Origin of the sequence: Dokdonia sp. LLG6352-1, from assembly GCF_045055815.1 — a bacterium.
In the GTDB taxonomy this organism is placed as follows: domain Bacteria; phylum Bacteroidota; class Bacteroidia; order Flavobacteriales; family Flavobacteriaceae; genus Dokdonia; species Dokdonia donghaensis.
On the sequence record NZ_CP159329.1, the window covers coordinates 284,851 to 300,371 of the forward strand.

General features: G+C 37.8%; 14 protein-coding genes. 5 read left to right on the plus strand and 9 right to left on the minus strand.

What is annotated here, in order from left to right; translation table 11 throughout:
* Positions 1-20: 20 nt before the first annotated feature.
* The 3 genes from ABVM49_RS01280 to rsmG all read right to left on the minus strand — a co-directional run bounded on the left by ABVM49_RS01280 (position 21) and on the right by rsmG (position 2,103).
* A complete protein-coding gene (locus tag ABVM49_RS01280; protein ID WP_405202708.1) occupies positions 21-782 on the minus strand; it encodes a hypothetical protein in 762 nt (253 codons plus the stop codon).
* Positions 766-1,335: an RNA polymerase sigma factor gene (locus ABVM49_RS01285; protein WP_405202710.1), complete on the minus strand. Its 570-nt coding sequence runs from the start codon at positions 1,333-1,335 to the stop codon at positions 766-768. The genes ABVM49_RS01280 and ABVM49_RS01285 overlap by 17 nt, the downstream gene beginning before the upstream one ends.
* A gap of 138 nt (positions 1,336-1,473) precedes the next feature.
* On the minus strand, positions 1,474-2,103 hold the full coding sequence (rsmG, locus tag ABVM49_RS01290; RefSeq protein WP_038599649.1) for a 16S rRNA (guanine(527)-N(7))-methyltransferase RsmG: 630 nt from the start codon (positions 2,101-2,103) through the stop codon (positions 1,474-1,476).
* A gap of 201 nt (positions 2,104-2,304) precedes the next feature.
* Between rsmG and ABVM49_RS01295 the strand changes: the two genes are divergently transcribed.
* Together ABVM49_RS01295 and ABVM49_RS01300 are read left to right on the plus strand one after the other, a co-directional pair.
* Complete coding sequence (locus ABVM49_RS01295) at positions 2,305-3,402, plus strand: fatty acid desaturase family protein (protein WP_380033476.1); 1,098 nt, start codon at positions 2,305-2,307, stop codon at positions 3,400-3,402.
* Between the two features lie 110 nt (positions 3,403-3,512).
* Positions 3,513-4,697 carry a pyridoxal phosphate-dependent aminotransferase gene (locus ABVM49_RS01300; protein WP_405202711.1) on the plus strand — a complete coding sequence of 395 codons (1,185 nt, stop codon included), beginning with the start codon at positions 3,513-3,515 and terminating at the stop codon, positions 4,695-4,697.
* Between the two features lie 76 nt (positions 4,698-4,773).
* On the opposite strand, the gene ABVM49_RS01305 is transcribed toward ABVM49_RS01300, so the two are convergent.
* A complete protein-coding gene (locus ABVM49_RS01305; RefSeq protein WP_405202712.1) occupies positions 4,774-5,622 on the minus strand; it encodes a carcinine hydrolase/isopenicillin-N N-acyltransferase family protein in 849 nt (282 codons plus the stop codon).
* A 218-nt stretch (positions 5,623-5,840) separates the two neighbouring features.
* Here ABVM49_RS01305 and ABVM49_RS01310 point away from each other — a divergent pair, with 218 nt between their 5' ends.
* Genes ABVM49_RS01310 through ABVM49_RS01320 form a run of 3 tightly spaced genes read left to right on the plus strand, consistent with a single transcriptional unit; the run spans position 5,841 to position 9,293 of the window.
* A complete protein-coding gene (locus ABVM49_RS01310; protein WP_405202713.1) occupies positions 5,841-7,625 on the plus strand; it encodes a DUF885 domain-containing protein in 1,785 nt (594 codons plus the stop codon).
* 60 nt (positions 7,626-7,685) lie between these two features.
* A complete protein-coding gene (gene purT, locus ABVM49_RS01315) occupies positions 7,686-8,849 on the plus strand; it encodes a formate-dependent phosphoribosylglycinamide formyltransferase (RefSeq protein ID WP_405202714.1) in 1,164 nt (387 codons plus the stop codon).
* Positions 8,850-8,885: 36 nt separating this feature from the next.
* Positions 8,886-9,293, plus strand: a complete 408-nt coding sequence (locus ABVM49_RS01320; protein WP_405202715.1) for a Dabb family protein — start codon at positions 8,886-8,888, stop codon at positions 9,291-9,293.
* A 43-nt stretch (positions 9,294-9,336) separates the two neighbouring features.
* On the opposite strand, the gene ABVM49_RS01325 is transcribed toward ABVM49_RS01320, so the two are convergent.
* The 5 genes from ABVM49_RS01325 to carA all read right to left on the minus strand — a co-directional run bounded on the left by ABVM49_RS01325 (position 9,337) and on the right by carA (position 15,472).
* Positions 9,337-10,251 (minus strand): dimethylarginine dimethylaminohydrolase family protein, encoded by a 915-nt coding sequence (locus ABVM49_RS01325; RefSeq protein ID WP_405202716.1) that lies wholly within the window; start codon positions 10,249-10,251, stop codon positions 9,337-9,339.
* A gap of 99 nt (positions 10,252-10,350) precedes the next feature.
* Complete coding sequence (locus ABVM49_RS01330; RefSeq protein ID WP_405202717.1) at positions 10,351-10,848, minus strand: GyrI-like domain-containing protein; 498 nt, start codon at positions 10,846-10,848, stop codon at positions 10,351-10,353.
* A gap of 101 nt (positions 10,849-10,949) precedes the next feature.
* Positions 10,950-12,236: a citrate synthase gene (locus ABVM49_RS01335; RefSeq protein ID WP_298351821.1), complete on the minus strand. Its 1,287-nt coding sequence runs from the start codon at positions 12,234-12,236 to the stop codon at positions 10,950-10,952.
* A 696-nt stretch (positions 12,237-12,932) separates the two neighbouring features.
* Positions 12,933-14,222: a phosphopyruvate hydratase gene (eno, locus tag ABVM49_RS01340; RefSeq protein WP_035327593.1), complete on the minus strand. Its 1,290-nt coding sequence runs from the start codon at positions 14,220-14,222 to the stop codon at positions 12,933-12,935.
* A 137-nt stretch (positions 14,223-14,359) separates the two neighbouring features.
* Positions 14,360-15,472, minus strand: coding sequence for a glutamine-hydrolyzing carbamoyl-phosphate synthase small subunit (carA, locus tag ABVM49_RS01345; RefSeq protein WP_375252342.1), 1,113 nt, complete (start codon positions 15,470-15,472; stop codon positions 14,360-14,362).
* Positions 15,473-15,521: the final 49 nt, after the last annotated feature.

Genomic DNA, 15,521 nt, shown 5'->3' on the forward strand with positions numbered 1-15,521 from the left:
CGCGTTATTGATGAATTTTCTTAATTATCTTTATTTGCAACTGCCTCTACGGCTCTATTAAACTCTTTTTTGAGCGTGCGGAACATTCTATCTTTAAAGGAGTCTGGATCTACCTCAGCTTCGGCGTCTAGTAATAACTCATTTGCATCTACCACTCGTTGTGGCTGTGCATACACTGGTTGTTTATTGATATTTTGCTGGGCAGCTTTGAGTAGGTTTTCTACCTCATCATCTAGTAACTCTTCGCTTGTTTTTACTTCATCAGGATTTACATCTACAACTGCATTTACAGTAGATTTCACCTCTCCTTCTTTTCTAATAGAAGTGGCTACAGCTTCTTCTACTTGCGAGTTTATAGTATTAGCATTGCTGTATGGGCGATACTTACTTTTAGTAGGATTTGTTCTTTTCTTCTTTGTAGCAGTATTGTTCTTGGGTGAGGTAACAGATTTTTGTACTTCTACATTATTTGTTGTTGCATCTGTAAGTAAAATTTCACTAGGCTTATCACTTATTTGTTCTGGTGCTACCTCATCTATCACCTCTACTGGTTGATTTTCTACATAAGGTGTTTGTTCATCTACCACACTCGTGTTGTAAATAAGTGCTGTGATAAACACGCCGGCAATAAAGCTGGCCGCGATACCCATCCATAAAACTATTTTACTTTTTTTCTTGCCTTGACTAGCATCTAGCTTGCCCTCTATACGATCCCAGGCAGATGCGGTAGGCTCGAGACGGCGTCTCTCTAGCTTATCTTTAAAATTATCCTCTAAGTTCATCTCTACCGTTATTTATTAATTCTTTTTTTACCGCTGCTTGTAACTGCTTTCTCGCTTTAAACAATTGGCTTTTTGAAGTGCTCTCACTAATCCCTAGTGCTTTTGCTATCTCTCTATGCTTGTAACCTTCTATTGCATACATTACAAATACGACTCGATATCCTTCTGGCAGGTCGTCTATGAGTGATTGTATATGTGCCACTTCTAGATCTGTCTGTATGTTATTTATAGCATCATTATTTTCTACCACACCATCATCTGAAAAATATAACTTCTTTATTGCTCTTAGGTATGAGATACTTTCTCGTACCATAATCTTACGTATCCACCCTTCAAAACTCCCGTTACCTCCATAGGTATCTAGCTTTGTAAATACTTTTAAGAAACCGTTGCACATAGCTTCTTCGGCTTGATGTACATCTTTTATATAATAACGACAGATGCTCAGCATTTTAGGCGAGTGCTCATCATAGAGTTTGCGCTGTGCACCTCTATTGCCTTTAATGGCTTTTTTTATGAGTTGTCGCTCGTTATTAAATTGTATGACTTTCATACCTGATGTTTGGGTTTCTATTTATAAAGACGCATCGTTTTTAAAAAAGGTTGCCTCAAGGCAAAAAAAAATCCAAATTTCTTCTTACCGTAGTGTAATCAGAAATTTGGATTTGTACATAAAGGTCTGTTTTCTAGCTTATCCTTTATACTTCATAGGTAAGTGAACTACCTTTTTTGTTTCAAAGAAATCTTCTTCAAAGAATGTGGGAAGATCATAAATAGTAGTGGTGGTATACTTTTTAAGTTCTTCTGTGAGGTCTCCTCCTTTGAGGTATAAAATTCCGTTTTTGAGTTCGTGGTTAGATTTTTTTGCAATGTGCCCGCGCACCCATCTTACAAATGTTTCCATTTGAGCTACCGCTCTAGACACAATAAAATCATACTGACCAGGTACATTTTCTACTCGGTCGTTTGTAGTTTTTACATTTGTGATACCTAGGCCCTCTACCACCTCGTTTACTACTTTTATCTTTTTACCTATACTATCTACAAGGTGAAAATTTACTTCTGGATGTAGTATGGCAAGTGGTACTCCAGGAAAGCCTCCTCCCGTACCTACATCCATTATACTGGCACCAGGATTAAAGGTTTGAACTTTTGCTATACCTAGTGAGTGCAGTACGTGACGTAAGTAAATCTCATCTATATCTTTACGGCTTACTACATTGATTTTGAGATTCCAATCTTGATATAAATCTTTCAGTTTTGAGAACTGCTCAATCTGAGTATCTGTTAGATCTGGAAAATATTTTAATATGATATCCATTATTTAGTATATTAACGGTGTAAAAGTACCATAATACCCGCTATTATTTTAACGCAGGTTCATAGATGTAGCCTATATTATGCATTACTTTTACCAAGCTATTAAAAGAAGATTATTTTTTTTCGCGAAAGCGGAATTAAAAACCTCGACAACACTACAATAAAACAGTTATTGTAGCGCTATGAGAGTAATTATTACATTATGGAGACTACTATAAAATTTTCTCGCACGGACTCTGCAAAGTTTTTCAGAACTTTAAATAAACGTGTAAACAACTACTTTAAAGAGAATAATATAAAACGCACAGGTAACTGGAAACTGTACCTTAAGGCAATCATTATGTTTGCCATTTACTTAGTTCCTTACTTTTTATTTTTAACGCTAGATATGCCTACCTGGCTTCAGATTGTCCTTACCGTTGTTATGGGTGTGGGTATGGCTGGTATAGGGATGAATGTGATGCACGATGGTAATCACGGTTCATTTTCTAGTAAAAAATGGGTAAACAAATTAATGGGAAGCAGTATTTACATACTCGCTGGTAATGTTTATAACTGGCAAGTACAACACAACGTGCTTCACCACACGTATACTAACATACACGGTCACGATGAAGATATGGAAGCTGGTCGCGTGTTACGATTTTCAAAACACGGAAAATGGCACTGGGCACATAAGTTCCAGCATTACTACTCGGTGTTTTTATATGGTCTACTTACCTTTAACTGGGCGCTTACTACAGATTTCTTCCAGATGAAACGTTATATGAAGCGTAAATTATCTTACGGAAAACTACAGAGCCCTGTAAAGCAGTGGAGCACACTACTTATTACAAAAGCGATATACATCGCGATGTGGATTGTTATACCTCTCGTATTTATTGATCTTGCTTGGTGGAAAATTTTAATAGGCTTCTTTATTATGCACTATACGGCGGGTCTTATTTTGAGTATTATTTTCCAGCTTGCGCATATGGTAGAAGATGCACATATGCCGCTACCAGATGAGACTGGAACTATGAAAAATACTTGGGCGATACACCAGCTATTTACTACTGTAAACTTCTCAACTAAAAATAAGGTGATGAACTGGTTTTCTGGAGGATTGAACCACCAGGTGGAGCACCACATCTTTCCTCACATAAGCCACGTACACTATACTAAGATTAGTAAAATTGTAAAGGAGACAGCACAAGAATTTAATTTACCTTACCACGAGTATAAAACTACTAGAAAGGCACTTATCGCTCACTTTAGTCACTTACGTGAGATGGGTATGAAACCTGCGATTTCTGCATAGAACTGGTTAAATTTTTAAGAAAATATCAAACGCCAAATCCCACAAGGATTTGGCGTTTTTAGTTACCTTGCAATAAATCTTTTATCAACTAAATAAAGAATGCGCCTCGTATGAAGAATTTATCTACCCGCGTTACAAATATGGCAACCTCTGCAACTCTTGCAATGGCTGCAAAGGCTCGCGAATTAAGAGCAGAAGGAAAAGACATCATAGGTCTTAGTCTAGGAGAACCAGATTTTAATACTCCAGACTTTATTAAAGATGCTGCAATTCAAGCAGTAAATGATAATTACAACTCATACACACCGGTAGATGGTTATGTAGAGTTAAAAGAGGCGATTATCACAAAATTTAAGAGAGATAATAATCTAGATTACACCCTACCACAAATTGTAGTTTCTACAGGTGCAAAGCAGTCACTTGCAAATATTGCTCTTGTATGCCTTGACCCAGGTGACGAGGTGATATTACCTTGCCCTTACTGGGTGAGCTACTCAGACATTGTAAAAATAGCCGAAGGTGTACCAGTAGAGGTAAAAACCTCAATAGATACAGATTTTAAAATGACACCAGAGCAGCTAGAAGCAGCTATCACGCCTAAGACAAAGATGCTTTGGTATAGCTCTCCTTGTAATCCATCTGGATCGATATATAGTAAAGAAGAGCTACGCGCTCTGGCAGATGTACTTGCAAAGCACCCTCAAATTATAGTAGTAAGTGACGAGATTTATGAGCACATTAATTATGTGGGAGATCACGCAAGTATGGCACAGTTTCCAGATATGTATGACCGTACGGTAACTGTAAATGGTGTTTCAAAAGCATTTGCAATGACGGGATGGCGTGTAGGTTACATAGGGGGACCAGAATATATTGCACGCGCTTGTAACAAGATGCAAGGACAGATTACTAGTGGTACAAACTGTATTGCACAACGTGCAGTAATTACCGCTCTTGAGGCTCCAGTAAGTAAAGTACAATATATGATTGATGAGTTTAAAAGTCGTCGTACGTTAATACTGGACTTACTCAATGACATTGAAGGCTTTAAATGTAACGAGCCAGAAGGTGCATTTTATGTATTCCCAAATATCTCAAACTATTTTGGAAAAACGCTAGGAGGTCAAAAAATAGAAAACGCAACAGATTTTTCTCTTTACCTTCTTGAAGCGGCAAATGTTGCTACGGTTACTGGTGAAGCATTTGGAAACCCAGATTGTATACGTATATCTTATGCAGCGAGTGTAGACAACATTAATGATGCAATGAAGCAGATTAAAGCTGCTGTTTCATAGACCTTATATATTACGCTTTCGCGAAAGCAAAACAAAACCCGCTAATCTCTTAGCGGGTTTTTCATTTTAAATGGAGTTAATCCATATCGATTTTTCGTTTTTTGTTAAGTGCAAATTCTTTATTGAGATCTATACGCATCATTTTACTTCCATCTAGTTTTGGCACCATAACCATTTGCATTGCTGTAATATCAAAAAAGGTAGTGTAGAGCGTCCCTCCCATTCTACCTTCACCCCAGTCTACAGCTGGTTGCACTGCTCCAGCCATCGTTTGCCCCACAGATTTTAAGGTGATGTCTTCACCACTGCGTTCTAGCTCATCTACGCGTGAGTTTATAGATTGATATCTGTGGCAAGGGAAGCCGCCTTCTTCTGGAGCATTTATCAAAAAATTTGTGGCTACTAGCGTGTTGCCCTCCATAGGTATGATATGTTTCTTGCCGTCTATCCACTCTACAATAACTGCATTACCGGTGGCATCACCTATTAAAAAATGACTCTGGTGCACGGCGAGTTTTTGCTCCTCTATCCAGGCAAGCGCTTCCGCTACTGTACTTGCGTTTGCCAGTAAATCATCTCCTATGTTACCTTTTGTCCAGCCATACCCTTCTGGCATTTTTTGTTCTGGCGTTACCGCTACGTCAAAAAACAATCCTGCGCTATTTATACCTCCCTGAGCAAAATTATCCCAGCCATACCATAATCTAGCGAGCTTTTTTGAAGTCGCCTTTTCTATCTGTATATAAGCGTCGGTATCAAGCCAGAAGTCTTCATTATTTACGGCATAAATGGTACCTGTCTCTTTATCTACATAATACAAAATAGAACACGCATACATAGAACTAGCACAAGCAGCAATTAAACATAGCGTTAATAACCACTTTCTAGAGGTATTGCTCACTTTCTTTGTCAATAGATGTATCATAATTTACAGCTTTAAGAACCTGACTGCCTTAAAGATGCGACAAAAATCACATACACACCTAATTTAACAAGCAAGTTATTACCTCATAATTTATGTACTTATAGGTATCTTAGTAGAGTAATTTTTAAAATGAGTAATCTCGCTTTCGCGAAAGCGTAAAAACCCACAAAAACCACGATCAGTAGTAAAATACTGTGAGAATTAATACGACTCGACTTATGAAAAAAACGCTACTTGCAGGAATGATGGCTCTAAGCCTTATAGCTTGTAAAAACGACGCTACCACAGAAACAACTAGCACAAGAGACACATCTCTGGCATTTAACAATGTGCTAGATAACTATTATGAAGACGGCCTAAAGCTTAACCCGCTTAATGCAACAATGTCTGGTGATAATAGGTATAATGACAAATTTCCAGATGCACTATCTCAATCTCATAAGGATGCAGTAAAAACTTATTATACATCTTACCGTGATTCTATACAGCTGTTTAACGACAGTGACCTTACAGACACAGAGAAGATGAGTAAGGAGGTATTGCTCTGGGATATTGCTATCAATCTAGAGGGTATGGAATTTAAAAAAGACCTCACGCCTATAGACCAGATGTGGTCACCACATCTTATGTTTGGCCAGCTTGCAAGTGGAGCGAGTGCACAACCTTTTAACACTGTAGAAGATTACCGCAACTGGCAACAACGAGTAGATGAGTACCTAGTGTGGCTCAACAGCTCAGTAACAAATATGCGCAAGGGTATGACAGAAGGGTATGTACTTCCTAAATCACTTATTAAGAAAATCATCCCGCAAATGGATGCTATGACAGAGCCTACCATAGAGAACCACCTTTTTTACAAGCCTGTCGCAAATTTTCCTGATGGAATTACAGAAGAAGATCAGAATATCATACGCACAGATTATAAAAATATGATAGAAGGTAAAGTAATCCCTGCTTATGCAAAGATGCGTGACTTCTTACAAAATGAATATTTAGCGGCTGGACGCGATAGCTCTGGTTATAGTGACTTACCACAAGGAAGTGAGTATTATGACTATGCAATAAAATTATACACCACTACCACAATGAGCGCAGACGAGATACACCAGCTTGGTCTAAGTGAGGTAGCTCGTATACGCAAGGAGATGGAAAAAGTTAAGGAGCAAGTAGGTTTTAAAGGAGATCTTAAAGCATTTTTTGACGATGTACGTACTAACAAAAAGCTAATGCCGTACACTACTCCAGAAGAGATTATTGCAAACTTTAATGCAATGCACGAGACAATAAAGCCGCAGGTAGACCAGCTCTTTAGCCTACAGCCTAAAACAGCTTTTGAAGTAAGACAGACAGAAGCTTTCCGTGAGAAATCTGCAAGTGCAGAGTATAACCCAGGATCGCTAGATGGTACTCGACCAGGTATTTTCTACACGCCTATACCAGACGCAACTACCTATAATGTATACTCAGACGAGTCTTTGTTTTTACACGAGGCTATACCAGGTCACCACTTCCAAGTGTCACTCACGCAAGAAAGCGAGACACTACCACAGTTTAGAAAAACTTTATGGTACAGTGCTTATGGCGAGGGCTGGGCATTATATACAGAGTCGCTTGGTAAGGAATTAGGACTTTATACAGACCCATACCAATATTTTGGAACACTAGGAGCCGAAATGCACCGAGCAGTTAGGCTTGTAGTAGATACAGGAATCCACACCAAAGGATGGAGCCGTGAGAAAGCAATCGCATATTGCCTAGAAAATGAAGCCGAAAGTGAAGCAGGTATTACATCAGAAATTGAGCGCTATATGGCAAATCCAGGACAAGCGCTTTCTTATAAAATAGGCCAACTTAAGATTAGAGAACTTAGAGAAAAAGCAACTCAGGAGCTAGGTGATAAATTTGACATAAGAGATTTTCACAAAGAGGTACTCGAGACAGGGTGTATCCCTCTCGAACTACTTGAGGAAAAAATTAATGGTTGGATAGAAGAAAGTAAATAATACCGTTTTCACGCAAGTGAAGTTTATACTAAGCTTGCCGAAGTGCGAAAGCAAAACATTATGAATAAAAAAATAGTATTACTAGGCTCAGGAGAACTAGGAAAGGAATTTATAATAGCTGCACAACGTCTAGGTCAGACCGTAATTGCTGTAGATAGTTATGATAATGCCCCTGCTATGCAAGTAGCAGATGGTCGCGAAGTAATTAATATGCTAGATGGGAAGGCACTAGATGCGCTTGTAGCAAAACATAGCCCAGACTATATAGTACCAGAAATAGAAGCTATAAGAACAGAGCGATTATATGATTATGAAAAACAAGGAATCACTGTAATACCTAGTGCAAAAGCAGCAAATTTTACAATGAATCGCAAATCTATACGCGATCTTGCTGCAAAAGACCTTGGCTTAAAAACTGCAAATTATCGCTATGCAACCTCTGCTCAAGAGCTCCAAAAAGCGGTTAAAGAAGTAGGCATTCCTTGCGTGGTGAAACCACTAATGTCTTCTAGCGGAAAAGGACAATCTACCATTAAAACACCAGACGACATACAACGAGCGTGGGACTACTCTCAAGAAGGCTCTCGAGGTGATGTTGCAGAGGTGATTGTAGAGGCTTTTGTAAACTTTAATTATGAGATAACCCTACTCACGCTTACACAACACGACGGCAACACTTTGTTTTGTCCTCCTATAGGTCACCGTCAAGAACGTGGCGATTATCAAGAAAGCTGGCAACCCGCCGCAATGCAAGAAGATCATCTTAAAACCGCTCAAGATATGGCGGCTCAAGTTACTGCAGCGCTAGGCGGTGCCGGTATCTGGGGCGTAGAATTTTTTATAGGAGATGATGGCGTTTACTTTTCTGAGCTTTCACCACGTCCACACGACACCGGTATGGTAACGCTTGCAAACACGCAAAATTATAATGAGTTTGAGCTACACCTAAGAGCTGTGCTAGGACTTCCTATTAAAGAAATTACTCAAGAACGTATAGGTGCAAGTGCAGTTATACTAGCTACGGCTCACTCAGAAAATCCAGGTTTTACTGGCATTAATACCTTGGCTACTGCGCCAAAAAGCGATTTCAGGCTATTTGGAAAACCTACTTCTCGTCCATACAGACGTATGGGGGTTGTAGTAACCTATGATGACCTTAATGGAGATATTACAGAGGTAGTATCGAGAGCAAAAAAACTTGCTGGTGCAGTTAAAACTACTTAACATCTGATTTTTACTAAATAATTTAAACTGTACTATATGAAACTAACCGTAACCTTATTTGTATTAATAATCACCCTTGGGTGCTCACAAGAAAATACTACATCAACCCGTGAAATAAGCAAGCAAGAAATGAAGCATACAAGACAGCTAAGGCATATGGTACTCTTTAAATTTAATGAAGAGAGTACGGTGCAAGAGATTGAAAAAATTGTTACAGACTTCTCGACCTTACCATCTCAAATTAAAAGCATAAAAGATTATGAATGGGGATTACATAAAAGTGCAGAAGACTTAAACAAAGGTTTTACCCACGCATTTTTATTAACGTTTGACTCGCAAGATGGTCTAGATACATATCTACCCCATACTGCTCATCAAAATTTTGTAGCCTCTATACAGCCGCACGTAGCAGATGTTATGGTAATAGATTACTGGACTAATTAAAGTAAAAAAGGCTGGAAGATAAAACTTCCAGCCTTTTTATTTTTTAATCTCTTCTAAGTGGCAATGTACTGCAGCGCAGCAAGCCTTCTTGCTTTGCTATCTCTGCATAAGGAACCTCTTCTACAGTGATATCTTGATCACGTAGCCAAGTGTTTAATCTAGTAAAATTGCGTTCAGAAATTACTACCTCTGGAGAGATACTAAAGATGTTTGAATTCATATTAAACATCTCCTGAGAGGTGATTTCAAAGATATTTTCTTTCCCGTAAAAGTTTACCAGCCACTCGTATTCCTTTTCTTGTAAAAAGCCATTTTTATGAAGTATAGCTTTCCCATTCCCCACTGGCTGAAAACAGCAATCTAAATGTAAGGCATTATTATAAGGATCTGTATTAGACTTTCTGAGATCAAAAGACATTACCTTCTTGCGAGGAAACAAATCTTGTATCATACCTACAGCAAGCATATTGGTACGCGCAATGATATAATCTGGATAATCATCACCACGATAAGTACCTATAAAAATATGATTATCTGCCAGCATAACATCTCCCCCCTCAATGTGCGCTTCTTCTGGTAATCTAAAAACGTGTGTAGACGGCACCTGTCTTATAACGTGCTCAATGGCCTCTATCTCTTCTTCTCTGTCTGGTAATATATTAGATTTAAAGAATTTATCATCTATAACAAATCCTATATCACGTGTAAAGATCTGATTTAGGTTCTCTATAATTTGCGGTCTGTAAACCTCTACATCATACTTTTTAAAGACTGCTGCAACGGCTTCCATCTCTGGAACCATATCTTTCTCTAGAGGATATGTTCCTTCTCTTAAATGTAGCGCAGATTTTGGATCATAGGCTTCCTCAAGTTTTGGCGTAGGTCCATTACTTTCGGCAGTACCTAAGATTACGGCTCTAAGCCTTGAAGTTTCGTTCTTTACGTTTAGTTTAAGCATAAGGTAAAGATAACTCAGATTTGCTAAAAAAAGAATGCCAATCTATATGAAATTTATCATATATGCAGTGCATTTTGATTTTTACGCTTTCGCGAAAGCTTACTTAATAGGTATCCACACTTCTTCTTGAGATTGTGGATTATTTGGGCCTAGGTAGTCCTCTGGCATAAATTCATAATGTGGTCTATCATCTAATTGATACCCAGAATTTGGCAACCACTGACTGTAGATATATTGAGCAAATACTCCAAAATCACGTGTGGTTCCTTTGTATGGAAAAACTGCCCATTTACCTTTTGGAACTTTTAATACTTCTAATTGATTTGGAATGTCATTTTCGGTTGTTACAGCTACTGCGGCCCATTTTACAAACTTAGTTTCTGGTGTAAATGGAGTAGTCATAAAATCATCTGCATAGCATTGCACACTATAACTCCCTCTATTAGACTTGTTAAGAATAGTCCTCCTTAGCGGTCCAAAGGTTTGCCATAACTGCATTGTAGTATTATGAGCTAGAGACATTGTAGCCTGTAAACCTACTAGGATAAGTTCAGGTTGCTCTACGATAACTGGTGATGGGTATTTGGAATTTTTCACGAAAGTGAATTTACAATTTTTAAATAGTTACGTTATTGCTTTTAAGGCATAAAAAAAGAGCAAGCTAAACGCTTGCTCCTTTATAATGTACTATTGAATTTTTATCTCTCAGAAACTTCTTTAAAAGCCCTTAAGTTTTCACCAGTATAAACCTGACGTGGACGACCTATAGGTTCTTTGTTAAGACGCATTTCTCTCCATTGTGCAATCCATCCTGGAAGACGACCTAATGCAAACATAACCGTAAACATCTCTACTGGAATGTCTAAAGCTCTGTAAATAATACCTGAGTAAAAATCTACATTAGGATATAATTTACGATCTACAAAATATGGATCTTCTAGCGCTTCTTTTTCAAGACCTTTTGCAATATCAAGAACTGGATCTTGTATACCTAGTTGACCAAGAACCTCGTCTGCAGCTACTTTTATGATCTTTGCGCGCGGATCAAAGTTTTTATAAACTCTATGTCCAAAGCCCATAAGACGGAAAGGATCTTGCTTATCCTTTGCCTTTGCCATATATTTTTTAGTGTCACCACCATCATTCTTTATTGCCTCAAGCATTTCTATAACTGCTTGGTTTGCTCCTCCGTGTAAAGGACCCCATAATGCAGAGATACCTGCAGAGATAGAAGCAAATAGACCAGCGTGAGATGATCCTACAATACGCACTGTAGATGTAGAACAGTTTTGCTCGTGGTCTGCGTGTAAGATTAATAACTTATCTATAGCAGCGATTATCTCTTTATCTACGGTATAAGCTTCATTAGGTTTTGAGAACATCATTTTATGGAAGTTCTCTACATACCCTAGTGAGTTATCTCCGTAATCTAACGGCTGACTTTTCTTTTTACGCATTGCCCAGGCAGCTAGCACAGGAAACTTAGCTAGTAGCTTTACGATTGCGTTATACATTTCTTCTTCAGAATCTACATTTACTGTAGAAGGATTAAATGCAATAAGTGCAGATGTAAGAGCACTTAATACTCCCATAGGGTGAGCCGACTTAGGAAAACCATCTAAGATTTTCTTCATATCCTCATCTACGTGAGACTCAGACTTAATATCTGCATCAAATTTTGCAAGTTGCTCCTTTGTAGGTAATTCTCCAAAAATTAAAAGATATGCAGTTTCAAGAAAGTCTGCTTTTTCGGCAAGTTCTTCTATTGAGTATCCTCTATATCTAAGAATACCTTTTTCTCCATCAAGGAAAGTTATAGCACTCTGGCAAGACCCTGTATTTTTATAACCTGGGTCAATAGTCGTTATACCTCCAGTAGCACCTCTAAGTGCTTTAATATCTATTGCCTGCTCTTGCTCTGTCCCTGTAATGATAGGAAACTCGTAGCTCTTTCCGTCTATTGTTAAAGTTGCTTTATCTGCCATCTATGCCTGAAAAAATTTATTTTTACTTAGTTTATTTTGGAAGGCTAAATTACAAAAAAGAAGTCGTTTTATTTAACATAATACGCCGCTAGATGGTTAATAAAATGTAAAAATATCGGTCTTTTGACCTTTCTATTACTTACCGCGTAAATAAATAGATGGAGATGTATAAATTATCTTAAGATAGTACTGTGCGATAACTCTCTGAAATCATAGCTAAGCCCTCAAATTTAAAATAAAGATTTAATGCTTAGATACAGTTTTTTAAAAAGAGCGAGCGTGCAGCAAAAGGGCCTCACTGCCCGCTCTTTACCCAACTTAAAAAATTATATACCTGTTTATTCACTAACGTGGTATCAACAATTGTGGGCAAACTATTAAGGTGTTACTTCTTGAATTTTAACTACCTAATGAAAGTCTAAAGATAACCTTATAGCGGTTACTTCATCTTTACGTCGGCAATTTACATCCTTTTTATCGATGCGCAAGTGTTTTTATGTAAGTTTATTCTTTCTTTTTTAAAAAATTTGCATTTAACAAACATTCTACTTGTAAAAATTAATAAAATTTTTGTTTTTTACTTAAACTGACTCCTATATACCAGCAAACCAACAAAGTAAACTAGACTCATAAATAAAAATAGTCTCATAAAAAAACCCTCTCAGAGAGAGGGTTTTAAAAAATATAGTTTTAATTCTATTTAATTTTAAAAGCATTCATTGCCGGAAAGTAAGCAGTATCTGCAAGCATTTCTTCTATACGAATAAGTTGATTATACTTTGCCATACGATCTGACCTAGAGGCCGAACCAGTTTTGATCTGTCCCGTATTAAGTGCTACTGCGAGATCTGCAATAGTATTATCTTCGGTTTCTCCAGACCTGTGTGACATTACTGATGTATATCCAGCATTGTGAGCCATATTTACGGCTGCAATAGTTTCTGTAAGAGTCCCTATTTGATTTACCTTAATAAGAATTGAGTTTGCAATACCTTCATTAATACCTCGAGAGAGTCTCTCTACGTTAGTAACAAATAAATCATCTCCTACAAGCTGCACTTTATCACCCACCTTATCGGTTAAGTATTTCCAGCCTTCCCAGTCATTTTCATCCATACCATCTTCTATTGAGATAATAGGATACTTATCTGCTAGTTCTGCTAGATAATCTGCTTGCTCCTCACTAGTGCGTATTTTACCTCCTTCTCCTTCAAATTTTGCATAGTTATATTTTCCGTCTACATAAAACTCTGCAGCGGCACAGTCTAAGGCAATCATTATCTCATCACCCCAAGAATAACCAGCTTTTTCTACAGCAAGTTTTACACTATCAAGTGCATCTTCTGTACCGTCAAGTGCAGGCGCAAATCCTCCCTCATCTCCTACAGCTGTACTTAAATTTCTGTCGTGCAATACTTTTTTAAGATTATGAAATATTTCTGTGCCCATCTGTAAGGCGTGACTAAAGCTCTCTGCTTTTACAGGCATTACCATAAACTCTTGAAAGGCAATAGGTGCATCACTATGAGAACCTCCATTTATAATATTCATCATAGGTACTGGAAGTGTGTTTGCACTAACTCCACCTATATATCTATATAATGGCATATTAAGCTCGGCTGCTGCGGCTTTTGCGCAGGCTAATGAAACTCCTAATATAGCATTTGCTCCTAATTTTGACTTGTTAGGAGTGCCATCTAGCTCAATCATTAACTCATCTATGGCATTTTGTTCAAAAACTGAAACACCTAAGAGTTCTGGAGCGATAAGGGTGTTTACATTTTCTACCGCTTTCTTAACACCTTTACCCATAAAATCTGTACCACCATCACGCAACTCAACAGCTTCGTGCTCACCTGTAGATGCTCCAGAAGGTACTGCTGCTCTACCCATAGCGCCCAGTTCTGTAAATACATCTACCTCTACTGTAGGGTTACCTCTTGAATCAAATATTTGTCTTGCGTGAATTTCTATGATAATGCTCATTTTCTTAGTTGTTTTGTTAGTTACGTAAAAATACGATTTTGACCTTAATTTCTATAAATTGATAGGTTATTGTCGCGATAACGTTTTCGCGTAAGCGTTATAAAAAAATCCCTGCCATAATGGAAGGGATTAAATTTTTATGCTGTTACGCTTTTTATATTTTCTATAAACTGATCAAATAGATAGGTAGCGTCATTAGGTCCTGGGCTTGCTTCTGGGTGATATTGTACTGAGAAGCAATTCTTATTTTTCATTTTAATACCAGCAACACTATGATCATTAAGGTGAACGTGTGTTATCTCTACCTCTGGATGTGCTTCTGTCTCTTCCCTATTAATAGAAAAACCGTGATTTTGAGAGGTTATCTCTCCTTTACCTGTAATTAGGTTCTTAATAGGGTGGTTAATACCGCGATGCCCATTATGCATCTTATATGTTGAAATTCCATTTGCAAGGGCAATTACTTGATGGCCGAGACATATCCCGAAAAGAGGCTCATCATCTGCAATGATATCCTTTGCGACCTGAATGGCATTTACGAGCGGTTCTGGATCACCAGGACCATTTGATAGAAAATATCCATCTGGATTCCAAGATTTCATTTCTTGGTATGTTGTATCATAAGGAAAAACCTTTACATAAGCTCCACGCTTTGCAAGGTTACGTAAGATGTTGCGCTTAATTCCAATATCAAGGGCTGCAATTTTAACCTCCGCATCTTCTTCTCCAAAGTAGTATGGCTCCTTTGTAGACACTTTTGATGCTAGTTCAAGTCCTTTCATATCGGGAACTTCGGCTAGCTTTGCCTTAAGCGCTTCTATATTTTCTACATCTGTAGTAATTAAAGCATTCATAGATCCATTATCACGTATGTGTGCTACTAGGGCTCTAGTATCTACATCAGAAATAGCAAACAAATCACTCTTATCTAAAAACTGCTCTAGAGACTCCTGAGCATCTTTGCGAGAATAATTATAACTAAAGTTTCTACATATAAGACCTGATATTTTTACTTTATCAGACTCTGTCTCAACATCTGTAGCTCCGTAGTTACCTATGTGAGCATTTGCAGTTACCATTAATTGCCCAAAATATGAAGGATCTGTAAAGATCTCTTGATATCCCGTCATACCGGTATTAAAACAAACTTCTCCATATGAAGTTGCTTCTTTATCTCCAACGGCTTTACCGTGAAATATAGTCCCATCTGATAATAAAAGTAAGGCAGGTCTTCTAGATTGATATTTCATTCAGAATTTATTTTATAAACTTTACAAAAATAGGTTAAAAAAAGGTTTT